We start from the raw sequence: 19,359 nt of genomic DNA, 5'->3' as shown, positions 1-19,359 counted from the left end.
CCCTCGACAGACCATACGTACGTGGTGCACGGACTTCGCACCCGGTGGGTGGTCCGGTCGGCGGGCAACGCCACCCGGCCGGTCGGCGCTGTCCGCGGTCCCGCGGACGGCACGGGTCCGGCCGGTCAGTCCGTCACATCGATCTCGACCCGGTTCGTCTCCACCCCGGCGGCGGTCACGACCTGCACCTCCACCAGTCCGGGTTCCACCTCCACCGGCACCGGCACGGTGAGCAGGGTGTCGGTCGGGTTGGCGAAGCCGCCGGTGACGGGGACGAGCGGGGCGTGCACATGGACCCGGCCGATCCGGACGACCACCTGGGCCAGCCGGTCGGGTGCCCCGGCGCCGGGCGGCACGAACCCCGCACCGCGGATCTCGATGTCGTCGCCGGTACGGATCGACGTGTCCAGGTCCCCGGCCTCCCTGGCCCGGACCACGGAGAGCACCACCGGGCGGCCACCGTCCGCGTACTTCCCGGCGACGTAGGCGAGCGCCGAGACGGTGACCAGCAGCGCCAGGCCCCAGGGCAGGTCGGGCAGCTGCTCGGGCCTGCGGGCGAGGCGGACCGCGGCGAACAGCACGGCGACGGTGCTCACCAGCACGTACTGCACATCGGTGAAGCTGCCCCGCCCGGAGTCGTCGGTGAGCAGATCGGCGGCGCGCGGACGGGCGGCCCGTAGCTTCTGCAGCCGCCCCGCCAGGGCTCGTACGGTCACCACCCGGCGTACGACCACGGCAATGGCGCACACCAGTGCCAGCACGGTCACCATCCCGGCGCCCCTGGCCAGGTCCAGGCCCTCGATCAGTTCGTCGCGCTCCGCGTGGCCGGAGGCGCCGGCCAGCTGGAGCGCCAGCACCAGGACCGAGAAGACCGCGAGCAGCACCCAGGACGCGGCGACCGCCCGTGAGGTGGAGAGCCGGTTGTCCTCGCCGATCACCGGGGCGAGGAGGCCGCCGCGGGCCCGGTGGACCTGGGCGGCGCAGGTGAGCAGGGCCGCGGTGACAAGTCCGGCGAGCAGTCCCGCGGTACGGGCGTTGGTCCAGCCCGCGCCGATGGCGGTGGCGGACTCGGCGACGACCAGCACGGCGAAGCTCCCCCACACCGCGACGAGGGTGCGCCGCCACACGCGGTACAGCCAGGCGTCGCCCGCCTCCCGGCCCCGTTCGGCGACGGTCCTGGCGGACTGGGTCAGTTCGTCCGAGACCCACTGCCGGGTCGCGGAGACGGACCGGGCGACCCCGGCCGGCAGCCCCTGGCCCGCGGCGAGTTCGTCCCGCTGGGCCAGGAAGGCGGCGACCGCACGCCGGTGCCCCTCGTGCGCCCCGTGCGGGCAGTCGCCGCACGTGCAGCCGCCATGGTGCGTACTGCCCGTCCTCACCTCGTCCAACGCCACGGGGAACGCCGCCCTTTCACGTCCTGGTTCAGCCAACTCGACTGCGATTGCAGCGAATTGTGCCGCACAGAAGGGCCCGGACCCGCATCGGGGCAGCCTGTCGTCACCTCTTCGTCAGAATGTGCGACTGATCCGGCGCCACAGCGGCTGGTAGTTGATCCAGGCGACCAGGTCGCTGCCGAGCTGGTCACGGGTGGCGACCGCGTCCCGGTGCCCGATCGGCACCGGCTTTCCGGCCGCCCGTGCGGCCAGCTGGACCTGGCAGGAGCGCTCCAGGGCGATGAACCACCAGGCGGCCGCGTCCACCGAGTCGCCGACCGTCAGCAGCCCGTGGTTGCGCAGCACGATCGCCTTGTGACCGCCGAGCGCGGCAGCGATCCTGCCTCCCTCCTCCTCGTCCACAACGACCCCGGTGTACGCGTCGTACAGGACGTGGTCCTCGTAGAAGGCACAGGATTCCTGGGTGATCGGCTCGATGAGCTCGCCGAGCGCGGACAGCGCCCGCCCGTGCACGGAGTGGGTGTGCGCGACGGCGACGACGTCCGGGCGGGCCCGGTGCACCTGGGCGTGGACGGCGAACGCCGCCTGGTTGACGTGGTGGCGCCCCTCGACGACCTGCCCCTCCCCGTTGACCAGGATCAGCTCGTCCGGCGTGAGGCCGTCGAAGGGGAGCCCGAACGGGTTGACCCAGAAGCACTGGGTGAACTCCGGGTCCCGCGCGGTGATGTGACCGGACACTCCGTCCTCGTAGCCGTACTCCCCGAACAGCCGGAGCGCCCCGGCCAGCCGCTCCTTGCGGTGGGCGCGCTCGTCCTCCACCGAGTCGTGGACGGGCGGCATCGCGAAGTGGAGCTGGTCCACGGGTACGGGTGTGGGCTCGGGCATGGCGACTCCTCGGGGCTCCCAGGGCGTACGGAGTCGGAAGTTACCGCCGGTCGCCACAGGTGACCAGAGGCATGAGGGACCCGATTCGAGGCGGGTTCCGGCGCGGGGCGGCAGGCCGGATACGCGCCGATGCCGCCGCTCGGGGACGAGCGACGGCATCGGCGTCGACCGGAAGTCAGGCAGGGCCCGTCGGGACGGTCACTCCCACTCGATGGTGCCCGGCGGCTTGCTCGTCACGTCGAGCACGACGCGGTTGACGTCGGCCACCTCGTTGGTGATACGGGTCGAGATCCTGGCGAGGGTCTCGTACGGCAGGCGCGACCAGTCGGCTGTCATGGCGTCCTCGGAGGACACCGGGCGCAGCACGATCGGGTGGCCGTAGGTACGGCCGTCGCCCTGGACGCCGACCGAGCGGACATCGGCGAGCAGGACCACCGGGCACTGCCAGATCTCCCGGTCCAGGTCTGCCGCCGTCAGCTCCTCGCGGGCGATGGCGTCGGCCTCACGGAGCAGGTCGAGCCGCTCCTTGGTGACCTCGCCGACGATACGGATGCCGAGGCCGGGGCCGGGGAACGGCTGGCGCTGGACGATCTCGTCCGGCAGGCCGAGCTCCTGGCCGACCATCCGGACCTCGTCCTTGAACAGCTGGCGCAGCGGCTCGACGAGCTGGAACTCGATGTCGTCGGGGAGACCGCCGACGTTGTGGTGCGACTTGATGTTGGCGGTGCCGGTGCCGCCGCCGGACTCGACGACGTCCGGGTAGAGCGTGCCCTGGACGAGGAAGGCGACCTCCTCGCCGTCGGCGGCACCCTCGGCGACGATCTCGGCCTGGGCCTGCTCGAAGACGCGGATGAACTCCCGGCCGATGATCTTGCGCTTCTGCTCGGGGTCGGACACCCCGGCCAGGGCGGTCAGGAACCGCTCCTCGGCGTCGACGACCTTCAGCTGGACGCCGGTGGAGGCGACGAAGTCCTTCTCCACCTGCTCGCTCTCGCCCTTGCGCATCAGACCGTGGTCGACGTACACGCAGGTCAGCTGGGAGCCGATGGCCTTCTGCACGAGGGCCGCGGCGACCGCGGAGTCCACACCGCCGGACAGGCCGCAGATGGCGCGCTTGGTACCGACCTGCTCGCGGATCAGCGCGATCTGCTCCTCGACCACATTGGTCGTGGTCCAGGTCGGCTCGATCCCGGCACCGCGGTAGAGGAAGTGCTCCAGGACCTGCTGGCCGTGCGTGGAGTGCAGGACCTCGGGGTGGTACTGGACGCCGTAGAGCTTCTTCTCGTCGTTCTCGAAGGCGGCGACCGGTACGACGTCGGTGGACGCGGTGACGGTGAAGCCCTCGGGGGCCGCGGAGCAGGCGTCGCCGTGCGACATCCAGACCGACTGCTCGGCGGGGGTGCCCTCGAAGAGCGTGGAGCCGGTCTTGGAGACGAGGAGCGGGGTGCGGCCGTACTCACGGGCACCGTTGTCGTCGACGGTGCCGCCGAGCGTGGTGGCCATCAGCTGGAAGCCGTAGCACATGCCGAAGACCGGGACGCCGGCTTCGAACAGCGAGCGGTCGAGGGAGGGCGCGCCCTCGGCGTACACCGAGGAGGGGCCGCCGGACAGGATGATCGCCCGGGGCTTCTTGGCCAGCATCTCGGCCACCGGCATCGTGGACGGGACGATCTCGCTGTAGACCCGGGCCTCACGGACGCGTCGGGCGATGAGCTGGGCGTACTGCGCGCCGAAGTCGACAACGAGGACCACGTCGGTCGCGCTGTCGGGGGCGGCGGGGGGTACTGCTGGCACGGGGCGGCCTTCCGGCGGTGAAAGGGGGTCGGTTCTCTCGATTCTACCGGGGTCGGGCAGACAGCCGCGGTCCCGCCCGGACCGGGGGCCGCGAGCCATGATCGTCTCCGTCGCCGCAGCCGTCTCAGCATCCGGCCCGGTGTTGGTGGGCCCGCCGCGGCCGGGCCATACTGAGGACATGCGTCAGCACACGACCTCCGTCTTTACCTATGGCATCCGGCCCGCCGGCTGCCATGGTCGTGCTGCTTGATCCACTGACAAGCAACGTTCCAGGCGCCCCGGGCCGAAAGGCCCGGGGCGTTCTGTCGTTCCGGGCCGGACGGTCTCGGGGGCCCCGGCCCACGAGGAGTCACCTCCATGACCAGCACCACCGCGACGAAGACCGCCGCCGAGAAGACCGCCACCGAGAAGACCGGCGCACACACCGATGACGCCGCCGCGCTGATCAGTGACGCGCGGTTGCGCATCGACGCCCTCGACGACCGGATCATCGGTCTCGTCCAGGAGCGGATGGCCGTCTCCACGGTCATCCAGGAGGCCCGGATCACCTCCGGCGGGCGCCGGATCAACCTCTCCCGCGAGATGGAGATCCTCGGCCAGTACCGGGACGCGCTCGGCAAGCCCGGCACCTCTCTCGCCATGACGCTGCTGGAACTCTGCCGGGGCCGGGCCTGACGCCCCGCGGGCAGGGGGCCGGGGCGTATCCCAGTTCGGGCGGGCTCTCACCCGTACGGCGCGTGACCGGCTCCGCCGCGGCTTCGTTGGTCCCGGTGTCCGTGCCAGCCAGGGGCGGCTCTGGAAGGAAACCACGCGTGGCTCCGCTGGAGCGCGTGACGTACTGCAGGTGCGTCGTGGGACCGCGTCCCAGCGTGTGTGACCGGTCGGCAGGGGACAGCAGCCCGGTCACCCCGAGAACGGCCGGCTCCGGGGACGCCCGGAGCCGGCCGTTTCCGCCGCTGCTTCCGCTGCGCCGATGTGCGCGGCTGCCGCCGCCGCTACGGCTTTTCCTTCGGCGGGACGGTCGGCATCCCGAGGAACGGCAGCCTCAGCGCACCGAAGGCCTCCTTCGGCACCGCCGGGGCCTGCGGCTCGACCGCGGCCAGGCGGGTGTACGCCTCGCCCTGCGCGGGCCGCGGGTCCGCCTCGCCCTTGTTGGGCCAGAACGACATCGCGCGCTCGGCCTGGGCGGTGATGGTGAGCGACGGGTTGACGCCGAGGTTCGCGGAGACCGCCGAGCCGTCGACCACCGAGATGCCGGGGTGTCCGTAGAGCCGGTGGTACGGGTCGATGACGCCCTCCTCGGCGCTCGCGCCGATGGCGCAGCCGCCGAGGAAGTGCGCGGTGAGCGGGGTGCCTATCAGCTCACCTATGTTCGAACCCGGAATGCCGTGGATCTCCTCGGCGAGCAGGGTGGCCGCCCGGGTCGCCTCCGCGATCTGGGTCGGGTTGGGCGCGCCGTGCCCCTGCCGCGCGGTGAGCAGCCCCTTGCCGATGCCCTTCGGCTTGCGGTACGCGGTCAGGGAGTTGTCCACCGACTGCATGACGAGCCCGATGATCGTCCGCTCGGACCAGTGCCAGTTGGACAGCTGGCGCACGGCGAGCACCGGGTGCCGGGCCACGTTGCGCAGCCAGCCCAGCACCCGGTGTGAGTGGTACGGGACCTGGAGGACGGTCAGCGAGCCCATGGCGTTGGAGCCCTTGCCGTACCGGACGGGTTCGATGTGGGTGTTCTCGTCGGGGTGGACGGACGAGGTGATGGCGACGCCGCGGGTGAAGTCGGGCTTGGTGCCGTGCTTCTGGCGGTAGCGGCGGTTGCTGGTCTGCGCGCCCACCAGCCCCTCGGAGTTGGTCCGGGTCAGCTCGCCGAGCCTCGACGAGATCCTGGGCAGCAGGCCCCGGTCCTTCATGGTGTGCAGCAGGGACTGCGTCCCGTAGGTGCCCGCCGCCACCACGACCTTGCGGGCGCGCATCCTGGTCGGCCCGGTCTTGCGGCGGCGGTCGGTCGGGACGGTGCTGACGCGGTAGCCGCCCTCCGGGTCGTCCGTGATCGCGACGACGGACGTCATCGGGTGGATGACGGCGCCGGCCGTCTCGGCCAGGTACAGATAGTTCTCGTTGAGGGTGTTCTTGGCGCCGTGGCGGCAGCCGGTCATGCATTCGCCGCATTCGGTGCAGGCCCTGCGGGCGGGGCCGGCGCCGCCGAAGTAGGGGTCGGCGACGGTGCCGCCGGGCTTCGTCCGCGCCGTGCCGTCGGCGTCCTCGCCGTCGCCGAAGAAGACGCCGACCGGGGCGAGGTGGAAGGTGTCGCCGATGCCCATCGCCTGGGCGGCCGCGTGGAGGTGGACGTCGGCGGGGGTCCTGGTCGGGTTGAGCCGGACACCGAGCATCCGCTTCGCCTGCTCGTAGTACGGCGCCAGTTCGTCCCGCCAGTCGGTGATGCCGGCCCACTGGCGGTCCTCGAAGAAGGGCGCGGGCGGCACGTACAGCGTGTTGGCGTAGTTGAGGGAGCCGCCGCCGACGCCAGCGCCCGCCAGCACCATCACCTTGCCGAGCAGATGCACCCGCTGGATGCCGAACAGGCCCAGGGCCGGGGCCCACAGGTAGTTCCTGATGTCCCAGGAGTTCTTGGGCAGGGTGCCGGCCGCGAAGCGGCGGCCCGCCTCCAGGACCCCGACCCGGTACCCCTTCTCGGTCAGCCGCAGGGCCGACACCGCGCCGCCGAAGCCCGAGCCGACGACCAGGACGTCGTAGTCGTACGCGGCATCGTCATCGGTCTTCTCAGCCGCCTCGGCCGGATTCTGGGCAGGACTGTCCTGGGACATGGCTCTCCTCGGTACGGAAGGGAGGGACGTACTGCGGTGGTACGGGGTTCAGCGCAGGCGGAGCGCCTTCATCACCTTCAGGCTGCGGGTCATGAACGCCGCGTACTTCTCGTCGTCCATGCCGAAGGACGGGGCGAGCGGAATCAGCCGCTGCTGGGCGACGGTCTGCGCCTCGGTGTACTTCAGGATGCCCTCGGAACCGTGCCGGCGGCCGAGCCCGGAGTCCTTCATGCCGCCCATCGGGGACTGCACGCTGCCGTACGCGGGGGCGTACCCCTCGTTGATGTTCACCGTGCCGGTCCGCAGCCGGGCGGCGACCCGATGGCCACGCTTGGAGTCCTTGGTCCAGACACTCGAATTCAGGCCGTACGGGGTGGCGTTGGCGAGGGCGACGACCTCGTCCTCGTCGGTGAAGCGGTAGAGGGAGACGACCGGGCCGAAGGTCTCCTCGGCGCAGACGGCCATCGGCGCCTCGACGCCGTCGAGGATGGTCGGCTCGTAGAAGAGCGGGCCGATGTCGGGGCGGGCGACACCCCCGGCGACGAGCCGGGCCCCCTTCTCGACGGCCTCCTCGACGTGCCGGGTGACGGTCTCCAGCTGGCGCTCGCCGACCAGCGAGCCCATGTCGGCACCGTAGGCGAGGGCGCTGCCCAGCCGCATGGCCTTCGTGCGGGCGGCGAAGCGGGCCACGAAGTCGTCGGCGATCGACTCGTGGACGTACAGCCGCTCGATGGAGATGCAGAGCTGGCCGGCCGAGGAGAAGCAGGCGCGGACGGCGCCGGCGGCGGCCTTCTCCACGTCGGCGTCCGCGAGGACCAGCATGGCGTTCTTGCCACCGAGCTCCAGCGAGACGCCCACGAGCCGGGCCGCCGCACCCTGCGCGACCTCGCGGCCGGTCCGGGTGGAGCCGGTGAACGAGACGTAGTCGGCGTGCTTGACGACCTCGGGGCCGACGACCGGACCGTCCCCGAGGACCACCTGGAACACCTCGGCGGGCAGCCCGGCCTCGATCAGCAGGTCACGGGCCCACAGCGCGGTCAGCGCGGTCTCCGTGTCGGGCTTCATCACGACGGCGTTGCCGGCGACGAACGCGGGCAGCGCATCGCCCACGGAGAGTTCCAGCGGGTAGTTCCACGGCGCGATCTGGCCGATCACGCCCCGTGGCTGGCGCAGCTCGGTGACCTTGGTGAGGGTCGGTACGACTCCGGTGTGCCGCTTCGGCTTCAGATAGGCACCGGCCCTGCGCCCGTAGTGGCGGGCCGCGACGGCGACGGCCTGGACCTCCTCGTTGGCGTGCAGCCGGGCCTTGCCGGTCTCCAGCTGGATGAGGTCGAGCACCTCGGCCTGGCGGCTGAGGACCAGGTCGTGGAAGCGGAGCAGGACCGCGGCCCTGGTCCGGACGGGGGTCGCGGCCCAGGACGGCTGGGCGGCACGGGCCCGCTCGAAGGCCGTCGCCACGTCCTCGGGGGTGGCCTCGGGCAGGTCGGCCAGCTTCTCCCCGGTGAAGGGGGTGTGGTTGGCCGTCCGGCCGTCGCCGATCACGCCGCGCGTCAGCCGGGCGACCAGCTCGGGTGTCACCACATCGGCGGCCGTGCGCACGCCCGCGGGGGTGGGGGCCACGGGGTTGGTGCCGACTGCGGCTGCGGCGGTGGACGTGGAGGCCTGCGAGTCCGTCATGAGGGCGAGAGTACGTCCCGTCGCACGGTTTCGGTACCCGTGAGTAACGGGTTTTCGCAGCCGTCACGAACAAGCCAGTGATCACTGGCAACAAAGCCCCTGATCAGGACCCCTGCGATCGCCGGCACGGTCCGGCGGCCCCCTCAGTCGCCGGGCGCGCGCCAGCCGCGCAGCATCGTGTCGAACTGCTTGCGGGTGGTGTCCCAGTCCGACGCCGGACCCGTCATGTACAAGGCGTACTCGGGGCCGTCCGCGTCCTCGTAGTACATCTGGTCGACCGCGCGGCGCGGGCCCGGGTGGGTCTTGGTCTCGGTCCAGCCGAACTCCCAGAGCGAGCTCTCCCGGTCGCGGTAGACCGTGGCGCGCAGCGTCGTGCGCCGGTACCCGGGCAGCCGTTCGACGAGTTGCTTCTCCAGGTTCTGCATGTGCTGGTACGGGTTCTCGAAGTCGGGCTCGGGGTCGATGTCGATCTGGAGATAGTGCACACCGTTGTCCGGGGTGTAGCTGATGCGGTTGTCGTCCGTCCGGCGCACCCAGCCGTCGGGCACGATCAGGCTGAAGCCCTCGGGGTCGTCCACCCGGTGCCAGCCCTCGGGTATGCCCTTGCTCGGCGCATCGGGTTTCGCCGAGGCCGACGCAGGGGGGCTCTCACGGTGGGCGGTCGCCTGCGGGACCGGTCCGGAACTCCCGGAGGAGCTGTCCGTGCGGTCCCCGTACGTCAGCGCGGCGAACCCCGCGCCGCCCCCGACCAGCACCGCTGCGGCGGCGACCAGGACCGCCGTACGCCAACGGGACCGGCGGCGCCGCTTCACCGGGGACGGCACCGGGCCGGCCCCGGAGCCGTCGGCCGGGCGCGGCAGCCGGGCCGTCCCGGACGCGCCGTCCGGACCCGGCGTGTGCAGCGTCTCCTCGGGGAAGCGCTGGGTCGGTACGAACGCCTGCGCGGCCCGGGGCGCACGCCCCTCCATGGCCTCCAGCAGCATCCGCTCCGTCTCCGCCGCGGAGGGCCGGCCGTCGGGGTCCTTGTGCAGCAGCGCGGTGATCACGGGGGCCAGGGCGCCCGCCCGGCGGGGCGGCGGCAACTCCTCGGTGACGACGGCCTGCATGGTGGAGATCGGGGAGGTGCGGCGGAACGGTGAGCGACCCTCGACCACGGTGTAGAGCGTGGCGCCGAGCGACCACAGGTCGGACGCGGGGCCGGGATCGCTGCCGCGTACCCGTTCCGGCGCCAGGTACTCGATGGATCCGACCAGTTCACCGGTCCTGGTGATGGTGGAGTCGCCCTCGATCGCCGCGATCCCGAAGTCGGTGAGAAGCACCCGGCCGTCGGCGGCGAGCAGGACGTTGCCGGGCTTCACGTCCCGGTGCAGAACCCCCACGCCGTGTGCGGCGCTCAGGGCACCCAGCACATGGAGGCCGATCCTGGCGGCCTCGCGCGGCTCGATCTCGCCGAACTCCCTGGCCCGGTCGGCGAGTGACGGACCGTCGACGTACTGCATCACGATCCAGGGCCGGTCGTCGTACTCGATCACGTCATGGACGGTGACCACACCCGGGTGCGTGATCCGGGCGGCCGCGCGGGCCTCCTTCTGCGTACGGGCGTGCAGCACGATCCGGTCGGCCTCGGCGACGTGCAGTCCGGCGGTCAGTTCCTTGACCGCGACCGTGCGGTGCAGCACCTCGTCGTGGGCGCGCCACACCTTGCCCATGCCGCCCCGCCCGAGGACGTCACCGAGTCGGTACCTCCCGGCCAGCACCAGCCCCGTCTGTGTGCCCTGTGATCGATCCACGTATCCCCGCCCCGTTGCTCCGGAGAGCCAGGTTACGGAGGGGACGCGGGACACGGAACCTCGCACCGCTCCGGAGACCGCACTGTGATGCTTGTCGCTCCGTCCCCGCCCCGGCGGCACGGCGGAACTGCGGCACCGCGCGGGTCCGTCAGTCCGTCAGGTCGTCACCCGGTAGGAGGCGATGGCCTGTTCGTAGATCTCCCCCACCTTGTCGCGCTGATCCTCCGGCCCGATGACCTGGAGGACGTGGTAGCGGCCGTCGACGATCATCGCGAGGTTACGGGCGTACACCTCACGGCCGTTGGCGTCCTGCCAGGTGAACTGCCCCTCGGCCATGGCCTGTCGGCCGACGTCGATCCGGCGCAGCCCGCTCGACCCCGACCAGCTGGAGTCGCGGAACGGCTGCAGCTCCAGCTCCTTGTCCGCCTGGTACGCCAGCGGGTCGCCGCCGGCGGCGTTGACGGTGTCGCGCCCGGGGACGATCAGCAGGCTGAAGCCGTCGCTGCCGTAACGGATCTGACGGTCGGCGTTGGCGGGGCTGCGCTGCCATCCCTTGAGCACCCCGATCTCGAAGCCCTCCGGGTCCTTGCGCAGGGTGTAGCCGGGGGCGAGCGCGACGGCGGAGCGCGTGGTCTGCGGCTGCTGCGCGCCCGGCGGCTGTGAGGGCGACGGCCCGCCGGATGTCCCGGCTGCCGGATCGGGCGAGCCGGACGGCGACGTGCCCGGGGAGCGGGTCCCGGATTCGCTGTCCGCCTTGGGCATGAACAGCACCGCGTAGGCGACGGCCGCGGCCAGGGCCAGCAGGATCAGCAGCAGAAGCAGCCGCCCCAGCCGTCGTGGTGCCCGCCCGCCCTGCTCATGCCGCGTGGGCGGAGTACGCAGTGCCTTGGGGCCCTCGGGCTCGCGCGGCAGCCTGGGCGCCCGTTCCTCGCGGGGTCCGTCGTGGCGGCCGGCCTTCCCTCCGGTGTGGCGGTGGCGGCCGTGGGCCGCCCCCTGGCGGCCCCGGCGCCTGCGGACCAGCTCGCCCCGGCGGCGTACGACGGGAAGCCGGGCACTGTCGGCGGACGGCAGGGGTACGACGTCCAGACCGACCCCGGGCTCCGGCGCGGACCGGATGAGGGAACGGAGCCAGCCCCGCAGCTCCTCGAAGTCCGGCCGCTCGGTGGGGTCCTGGCGCAGCAGCGACTCCACGACGGGACGCAGCGGACCGCACTCCTCGGCGAAGGCGGGGGGTTCGGCGCACACCATCTGGACGAGTTCGGCCGCGTTCTCCTCGGGGTACGGGGCGTGCCCCTGGACGGCCCGGTAGAGCAGGGCGCCCAGGGCCCAGAGGTCGGTGGAGGGGCCGATCGGCGGCGCCAGTTGCCAGTTCTCGTGGACCGGTCCGGCCTGCTCGGGCGCCCAGCGTTCGGTGACCGCGCCGACGACCGCGATCCGGGTCTGCCGGGCGCGCTCGGCGGCCAGGGTGGTGGCCGGACCGCGGTAGGCCGGGCCGGTGGGGCCGCTCGCGACGACCTCGTCCCAGCGGCCCGGTCGTGGCTGCGGCTCGGGGCGGTGCGCGGGCAGCGCCGGGGAGTTGTCGTGGCGGCGGGCGTCGGCCCGCAGGGCGTCCTCGCCCGATCCTCCGGCGGGCACGGGGCGTCCGGCCCCGGGGCCTTCGCTCCAGGTGCCGGTGAGGTGCAGTCGCCGGGGAGCCGACGGGCCGTCGTCCCCGAAGCCGTCCTCGTCGTCGTCCCCGAAGCCGTCCTCGTCCTCGTCGTCGTACGGGTCCGTGGCGTACGGGGCGGCCCGGTACGGGTGGTCGGCGGGCCGGTACGGGTGGGCGGGCGGCTGCGCGGGGCCGCGGTCCGGGTCCGACGGCCCCTCGGCCGGTGGCTGCGCGGGGCGCTGCGCCGGTAGCTGCGCGGGGCGCTGGGCCGGCAGGGTGCCGGAGCTCTCCGCCCCGCTCGCGCCGCCGTCCGCGCCGTCCACCTCGGCCCGGCGCCGGTCCTCGCCGACCCGGGCGGCTGCGCGGGCGCCCTCTCGGTAGGCGGCGATGGCGCCGGCACGCTCGGCCCGCGCCTGTGCGGCTGTCACGGGGGCGGGTGACGGCAGCGCGGGGTTCACCGGCCGCCGTACGCCCTCCCGTTCACCCGGGGCACCACCGGGGCGGCCCTCGGCGTACCCGGTGCCGGGACGCGGGGCTTCGGTGAGCGCGGCGTCAGAGGCCGGAGTCTCCGGGGACTGGGCGCCAGGGGACGGGGCGCCAGTGGACGCGGCATCAGGGCACAGGGCGTCAGGGGACCGGCCGTCGTCGAACGGGCCGTCCTCGCCGCGCGCGTCCTCGGCGGCCGTGCCTGGCCCGATCGCCGCCGGGCCGCGTGCGGCCGACACCTCGGCCGGTGCGGCGGACGGGGCCGACGGGAGGAGGTGGGCGGATGCTGCGGACGGACCGGCCGGGTCCGTTCCGTACGCCGGTGCGGCTCCGTACTCGTCGTCGTCCGGCTGGGGCGTCGGTACGTAGCCGCAGAGCGCCTCCTCCGCCGCCCCCGCCGCCAGACCGGTCAGCACGACCCGGCCGTCGTCGCAGACCAGGACCGTGCGCACGGTGATGTTGCGGTGGGTCCAGCCGTGGGCGTGCACCACCCGCAGCGCCGTCAGCACGTCGGAGCCGATCTCGGCGGCCCGGAAGGGGTCGAGCGGGCGCTCCGCGAGCAGGGCCGCGAGCGGGCGCGCCCGGAAGAGTTCGCTCACGATCCAGAGCGAACCGTCCTCGGCGAACACGTCGAAGACCTGGTCCAGCCGGGGATGGTCGGGGACCTGGGCCGCCGCCTGAGCCGCCTCGATGGCGCGTCGGACCGCCGGGTCCGTGGGCCGCCGCACGGCCCGCCCGGAGACCCGCCGGGCCGCCGGGACCGTCCCCTCGCCGTCGAGCACCTCGGCGTCCACCACTTCGGGCAACGGCACCTGGCGGACCAAAACCTCCTGCCCGCTGTAGGTGTCGAAGGCCCGGGTCTCGGCCAGTTCGTACGCGTCGGACGGGGGCAGCGGAAGGCGGTAGCGGTCGGCGAGCACCCGACCCGCGTAGTCGTCCACGACGCCTCCCCAGAGCGCGCTGTCCCCCGGCCGCGAAGACCGCATATGTCCGTCAATTGCGTTCACTTACCGTGTAATTGACCGACCGTTTCCACTGCGTACGGTCTTCAGGCTCTCACGATACGTGGCACGCCACGAGCGTGCGGCAGGGTCGGTGGTTCCTGCCTCGATTCCCCCGCGGATCAGTCGGTGGGCTCGAACGTGTCGAATGCGGTACTGCGCAGCGTCCGGCACTCCTTGCTGTCCCACTCGCTCGCCTTGCAGCTGATCATGATCGCGTAGCCGTGCGTGGCGTCGACCTTGAAGCCCCGGTTCAGCACGTGGACCCGCTGGCCCTGCTGCGTCCGCTCGAACTGCCAGTCGGCGACGGTCGGGTAGCCGTTGTACTTCACGGTTTTCACGCTGAGGTGGTGGTAGCCGTTGCTGCTGGCCGCGACGGCGCTCCTGGCCGCGTTCCAGGCCGCGGCGGCGTCGCCGCCCGGAGAGTCGGTGTAGTCGACCTGGATGCGCGGAAAGCCTCCGTCGACGTTGTAGATGCCGCCGGAGTTGCGACCGGCGATGTTGTCGAGCCGGAAGCCCTTGGGCATCGCCATGGTGAAGTGGAACTGCTTGTTCTTGACGGTCCGGTATCCGGCGGGCAGCGCGTCGGCGGTGTCCGGGTCGTCGCCCTTCGAACCGTCCGACCCCTGGTCCGGATCGTCGTCCTGGCCCGTGCCCTGGTCCGCGGCCTGGTCGTCGCCCTTGCCGCTGTCGGTGTCCGGGGAACTGCCGGCCGTCGGTGTCCCGGCCGAGGCGGGGGTGCCGCCCTTGCCCTTGCCGCCGCCCGCCTCGTCCTGGTCGCCCGAGCCGAGCGTCAGGGCGAGGACCGTGCCGATGACGGCGAGCACGATCGCGGCGGCGATGATCGCCAGGGTGCGGCGTGGCACCACGTCCGTCAGGGACGCGCGGGGTGCGGTGACCGGCGACGTGGCGGAACGCGGCCCGGGCACGGCGGCGGAGGCCGCGGCCGGCTTCACCGGGGCCGACGGACCAGCAGGTTTCGAGGAGGCCGTCGAGGGAGTGGCCGACGAAGGCGCCGAGGGCGGGGGAACCGAGGGCAGGGGCGGGACAGCGGCCGATGCCGCGGCACCGCCCGCCGCGGCCGCAGGTGCCGCCTTGGCGTTCCGCACGGAGCGCAGCGCACCGCGCAGCCGGTCCCGCGCACCCTCCCCGGACTCCCCGGACTTCGACGCCGTCCGGTCGCCGGATGCGGCGGTCTTCCCGGGCAGCGCCATGACCTGGGTGGCGTCGGCGGGCGGGGGCACCACGGCGGCCGGCTTCTCGGGGGCGTGGATCACCTTTTCGAGCAGGGCGCGCGCGCCGGCGTCGTCGAGCCGCTGCTCGGGGTCCCTGGCGAGCAGGCCGTAGATGACCTCCTCCAGCGGGCCGGCGTTCTTCGGCGGATCGAGCGGTTCGGTCATCACCGCGGTCAGGGTGGCGATGGCCGATCCCTTGTCGTACGGCGGGGATCCCTCGACGCTGGCGTACAGCAGTCCGCCCAGCGACCACAGGTCGGCCGGCGGTCCCGGCTTGTGCCCGCGGGCTCGCTCCGGGGAGATGTACGAGGGTGCGCCGACGAGCATGCCGGTCGAGGTGACCGACGGGTCGCCCTCGACCTGCGCGATGCCGAAGTCGGTCAGCACGACCCGGCCGTCCTCCGCGATCAGTACGTTGGACGGCTTCACATCGCGGTGCAGGATGCCCTCGCGGTGCGCCGATCGCAGCACGTCGAGGATGGCGAGGCCGACCTCGGCGGCGCGCTTCGGCGTCAGCACCCCGTCCTCACGGATGACCTCGGCAAGGGACTTGCCCTCGATGAGCTCCATCACGATCCAGGGCCGGTCGTCCTCGTCGACCACGTCGAAGACCGTCACCGCGCCGTTGTTGCGGATCCTGGCGATCGCCTTCGCCTCACGCAGCGTACGTGTGATGAGCCGGCGCTTCTCGTCCTCGTCGATGGCCGAGGGGAACCTCAGTTCCTTGACCGCGACCGTGCGGCCCAGCGTCTCGTCGACGGCACGCCAGACCGTGCCCATTCCGCCCCGGCCGAGCACCTCCCCGAGCCGGTACCGCCCCGCAAGGAGACGTCCGTCCTTGTCCCGTTGGGGCTCCCGTGCCTGCTCCGCCTCCGACATGCGTCCCCTCTGCGATCAACCCGCCCTGGCAGAGCGTTCATTGTCCCTCACCCCGGCGCCGGTCATGGTGCCGGGTCCAAAGGCCCGTCACGAGGGAACCGGAGAAAGGGAATCCCTGTCGTGCCGGCACTCGGGGAGTTGCTCGCCGCCCCGCTTCCGGCAGCGCTGCCGCGCCGGGGAACAGCGACCCTACCCAGCGGTGCGTGCCGCCGCCACCCGCCCCGCGAAGGCCGGTCCGCCCCGGCGTACCGCGTCGACACGGACTCCCCGACCGCTGCGGTCTCCCCCGAATCGGCACTGCTGGACGCGGAGTTCCGCGGAGGGGTGCCCGATCCCCGAGGGACACGCCCCGCAGGGACCGGCGCACCGGCGGGCCGGCCGTCAGAGCGGCACGATGTCCGGCGCGCCGAGCCGGGCGGCGTCCGCCGTGAGGTCGTCCGGTTGCCGCTGCGACTCCCGCTCCGCCTGCACCCGCTTCTCGTAGTGCTCGACCTCCCGGTCGATCTGCCGCTCGTCCCAGCCCAGGACCGGCGCCATCAACTGCGCACAGATCCGGGCACTGAGCGTGCCCCGGTCGAAGGTCTCGATGGAGATCCTGGTGCGCCGGGTCAGTACGTCGTCGAGGTGACGGGCCCCCTCGTGCGAGGCGGCGTAGACGACCTCGGCCTTCAGATAGTCGTCCGCCGACGGCAGCGGCTCGCCCAGCGTCGGATCAGCGGCGATCAGGTCGAGAATCTCCTCGGTCATGGAGCCATAGCGGTTGAGCAGATGCTCCACCCGGGCGACATGGAGTCCCGTCCGGATCGCGATCCTCGCCCGCGCGTTCCACAGGGCGCGGTATCCCTCCGCCCCCAGCAGGGGGATGTCCTCGGTGACGCAGTCCGCCACGCGTTGGTCGAGGCCGTGCACCGCCTCGTCCACGGCGTCCTTCGCCATCACCCGGTACGTCGTGTACTTGCCGCCCGCCACGACCACCAGGCCCGGCAGCGGGTGCGCCACCGTGTGCTCGCGCGAGAGCTTGCTGGTCGCGTCCGACTCACCGGCCAGCAGCGGCCGCAGCCCTGCGTAGACACCCTGCACGTCGTCCCTGGTCAGGGGGGTGGCCAGCACCGAGTTGACGTGTTCGAGCAGGTAGTCGATGTCGGCGCTGGACGCCGCCGGGTGCGCCTTGTCGAGGTCCCAGTCGGTGTCCGTCGTCCCGACGATCCAGTGCCGCCCCCACGGGATGACGAAGAGGACGGACTTCTCGGTCCTCAGGATCAGGCCGGTCGAGGAATGGATGCGGTCCTTCGGAACGACCAGGTGGATGCCCTTGGACGCCCGGACGTGGAACAGGCCCCGCTCACCGATCAGCGCCTGGGTGTCGTCTGTCCACACCCCGGTGGCATTGACCACCTGTTTGGCCCTGATCTCGTATTCTCCGCCCGCTTCGACATCCTCCACCCGGGCGCCGACGACCCGCTCACCCTCCCGGAGGAAACCGATCACCCGTGCCCGGTTCGCGACATGGGCGCCGTATCCGGCGGCGGTGCGCACCAGGGTCGCCGTATAGCGGGCGTCGTCCATCTGGGCGTCGTAGTACTGCAGGGCCCCGACCAGGGCGTCCTTCCGCAACGCCGGGGCGACGCGCAGGGCGCGGCGGCGGGAGAGGTGCCGGTGGACGGGCAGTCCGCGGCCGTGCCCCGACGACACCGACATCGCGTCGTAGAGCGCCACGCCGGAGCCGGCGTAGAGCCGTTCCCAGCCCTTGTGCTGCAGCGGGTAGAGGAACGGCACGGGCTTCACCAGATGGGGGGCGAGCCGCTCCAGGAGGAGCCCGCGCTCCTTCAGCGCCTCCCGGACGAGCGCGAAGTCGAGCATTTCCAGATAGCGCAGCCCGCCGTGGATCAGCTTGCTCGATCTGCTGGAGGTGCCCGAGGCCCAGTCGCGCGCCTCGACGAGGCCGGTCGCGAGTCCTCTGGTCGCAGCGTCCAGTGCCGTACCGGCGCCGACCACACCCGCGCCCACGACCAGCACGTCCAGTTCGCGCTCGGCCATCGCGGCGAGCGCCACAGCACGCTCCGCAGGTCCCAGTGTCGCTGTCCTCACTGCTGCCTCCCGGATCGATCGGGGTGGTCCGGCACGCGGCGCGCCCCGACCGAGCGGTCGGGCGCCCCGTGCCCACCCCTCGATTCTGTCCGTCGCCGATGACTTCGGCCACCGCCTGTGGACAACACCAGGAGGATGAAAAACAGACAATGCGACATATAGGTCATATTTGCGCCTACTGTGACATTGCGCCGTCCACAGCGGTTGCGCTTTCCGCCCTCATGGTCTTGGACCGACCGACCGGCAGGCGGAGGTGGCGCGCCCTCCATCCACCGATCGGTCCAGGGAAGGACGGCCCACATGCCCGCAGACCTCGCTGTCATCGGACTCGGCCACCTCGGCCTCCCCCTTGCCCAGGCCGCCGTCGCCGCCGGTGTCCAGACCGTCGGCTACGACACCGACCCCCGCGCCTATGCCGAACTCGCCGCGGGCCGCACCCCCCTCGAAGGATCGCTCACCGCCTCCGAGGTGCGCCGGATGCTCTCCCGGGGGTTCCGGCCCACCACCGACCCGGCCGAACTGGGCCGGGTCCGTACCGCGGTGATCTGCGCGCCCACCCCGCTCGGCGCCGACCGCACCCTCGACCTCACCGCTGTCGCCGACGCGACCCGCGCGCTCGCCGCCCGGCTGCGCCCGCACACCACCGTCCTGCTGGAATCGGCCGTGCAGCCCGGCACCACCGAGACCTTCGTACTGCCCCTGCTCGAAGAGGGCTCGGGACTGCGCGCCGGGCGCGACTTCCATCTCGCCCACTCCCCCGGCCGCCTCGACCCCGGCAACAGGACCCACGTCTACGCCAACACCCCCAAGGTCATCGGCGGGCTCACCCCCGCCTGCACCGAGTCCGCCGCCGCCTTCTACGGCCGGCTCACCGACAAGGTCGTCCGGGCCCGCGGACCGCGCGAGGCCGAGATGACGAAGGTCCTGGAGACCAACTTCCGGCACGTCAACATCGCCCTGGTCAACGAGATGGCGGTGCTCTGCCACGACCTCGGCGTCGACCTCTGGGACGTCATCAGGTGCGCCGAGACCAAGCCGTTCGGCTTCCAGCCGTTCCGGCCGGGCCCGGGCGTCGGCGGCCACGGCGTCCCCGTCGACCCGGGCCACCTCCCGTACAGCAGCCGCACCCCCGGGCACCCGCTGCGCATGGTCTCGCTCGCCCAGGAGATCAACGACCGCATGCCGCAGTACGTGATCCAGCGCTGCGCCACCCTCCTGAACGAGCACGGCAAATCCGTTCGCGGCGCCCGGGTCCTGCTCCTCGGCGTCACCTACAAGCCGGACCTCGCCGACCAGGAGGCCTCCCCCGCCCGGGAGATCGCGACCCGGCTGATGGACATGGGGGCGCAGATCGGCTACCACGACCCACACGTCCTGGACTGGCGGGCGCGTGAACTCCCGGTCCCGCGCGCCGACTCGCTGTACGAGGCAGCAGCGAGCGCGGACCTCACCGTGCTCCTCCAGCACCACCGCACCTACGACCTCCAGGGCCTCGCCGTGAAGGCCCAGCTCCTTCTGGACACCCGGGGCGCGACCCCGGCGGGGGCCGCGCACCGGCTGTGAGACGGGATTCCTGGGAATCGGGTAGGCGATGTCGGGGGTGACTGCTAGCCTGCGGCGTCACTTCTCGCACAATCGTGCGCTTGCGTCCAGGGGGAAA

At 72.5% G+C, this 19,359-nt stretch carries 11 protein-coding genes; 2 read left to right on the top strand and 9 right to left on the bottom strand.

What is annotated here, in order from left to right:
* Positions 1-125: 125 nt before the first annotated feature.
* The 3 genes from AB0L71_RS17465 to guaA all read right to left on the bottom strand — a co-directional run bounded on the left by AB0L71_RS17465 (position 126) and on the right by guaA (position 4,073).
* Positions 126-1,394, bottom strand: a complete 1,269-nt coding sequence (locus AB0L71_RS17465) for a hypothetical protein (RefSeq protein WP_365243421.1) — start codon at positions 1,392-1,394, stop codon at positions 126-128.
* 114 nt (positions 1,395-1,508) lie between these two features.
* The gene (locus AB0L71_RS17460) at positions 1,509-2,279 is read right to left on the bottom strand and encodes a class II aldolase/adducin family protein (RefSeq protein ID WP_365243419.1); all 771 of its coding nucleotides are present in this window, start codon (positions 2,277-2,279) and stop codon (positions 1,509-1,511) included.
* A gap of 198 nt (positions 2,280-2,477) precedes the next feature.
* On the bottom strand, positions 2,478-4,073 hold the full coding sequence (gene guaA / locus AB0L71_RS17455) for a glutamine-hydrolyzing GMP synthase (RefSeq protein ID WP_365243418.1): 1,596 nt from the start codon (positions 4,071-4,073) through the stop codon (positions 2,478-2,480).
* A gap of 357 nt (positions 4,074-4,430) precedes the next feature.
* Between guaA and AB0L71_RS17450 the strand changes: the two genes are divergently transcribed.
* Positions 4,431-4,748: a chorismate mutase gene (locus tag AB0L71_RS17450; RefSeq protein ID WP_365243416.1), complete on the top strand. Its 318-nt coding sequence runs from the start codon at positions 4,431-4,433 to the stop codon at positions 4,746-4,748.
* 320 nt (positions 4,749-5,068) lie between these two features.
* Here AB0L71_RS17450 and AB0L71_RS17445 read toward each other — a convergent pair whose 3' ends face one another.
* The 6 genes from AB0L71_RS17445 to AB0L71_RS17420 form a co-directional block, all read right to left on the bottom strand.
* Entirely contained in the window at positions 5,069-6,895 is a 1,827-nt protein-coding gene (locus AB0L71_RS17445) for a GMC family oxidoreductase (RefSeq protein ID WP_365243414.1), read from the bottom strand.
* A gap of 48 nt (positions 6,896-6,943) precedes the next feature.
* Positions 6,944-8,572 (bottom strand): succinic semialdehyde dehydrogenase, encoded by a 1,629-nt coding sequence (locus tag AB0L71_RS17440; protein WP_365243412.1) that lies wholly within the window; start codon positions 8,570-8,572, stop codon positions 6,944-6,946.
* 143 nt (positions 8,573-8,715) lie between these two features.
* On the bottom strand, positions 8,716-10,362 hold the full coding sequence (locus AB0L71_RS17435) for a serine/threonine-protein kinase (protein WP_365243411.1): 1,647 nt from the start codon (positions 10,360-10,362) through the stop codon (positions 8,716-8,718).
* Positions 10,363-10,518: 156 nt separating this feature from the next.
* Positions 10,519-13,437 (bottom strand): serine/threonine protein kinase, encoded by a 2,919-nt coding sequence (locus AB0L71_RS17430; RefSeq protein ID WP_365243409.1) that lies wholly within the window; start codon positions 13,435-13,437, stop codon positions 10,519-10,521.
* A 182-nt stretch (positions 13,438-13,619) separates the two neighbouring features.
* Positions 13,620-15,611 (bottom strand): serine/threonine-protein kinase, encoded by a 1,992-nt coding sequence (locus AB0L71_RS17425; protein WP_365243407.1) that lies wholly within the window; start codon positions 15,609-15,611, stop codon positions 13,620-13,622.
* A gap of 381 nt (positions 15,612-15,992) precedes the next feature.
* On the bottom strand, positions 15,993-17,699 hold the full coding sequence (locus AB0L71_RS17420; RefSeq protein WP_365243405.1) for a glycerol-3-phosphate dehydrogenase/oxidase: 1,707 nt from the start codon (positions 17,697-17,699) through the stop codon (positions 15,993-15,995).
* A 300-nt stretch (positions 17,700-17,999) separates the two neighbouring features.
* Here AB0L71_RS17420 and AB0L71_RS17415 point away from each other — a divergent pair, with 300 nt between their 5' ends.
* Positions 18,000-19,262 (top strand): nucleotide sugar dehydrogenase, encoded by a 1,263-nt coding sequence (locus AB0L71_RS17415; protein WP_365243403.1) that lies wholly within the window; start codon positions 18,000-18,002, stop codon positions 19,260-19,262.
* Positions 19,263-19,359 lie beyond the last annotated feature (97 nt).

Origin of the sequence: Streptomyces sp. NPDC052052 (assembly GCF_040680455.1) — a bacterium.
GTDB lineage: Bacteria > Actinomycetota > Actinomycetes > Streptomycetales > Streptomycetaceae > Streptomyces.
This window is presented reverse-complemented; position numbering and strand designations above follow the sequence as displayed.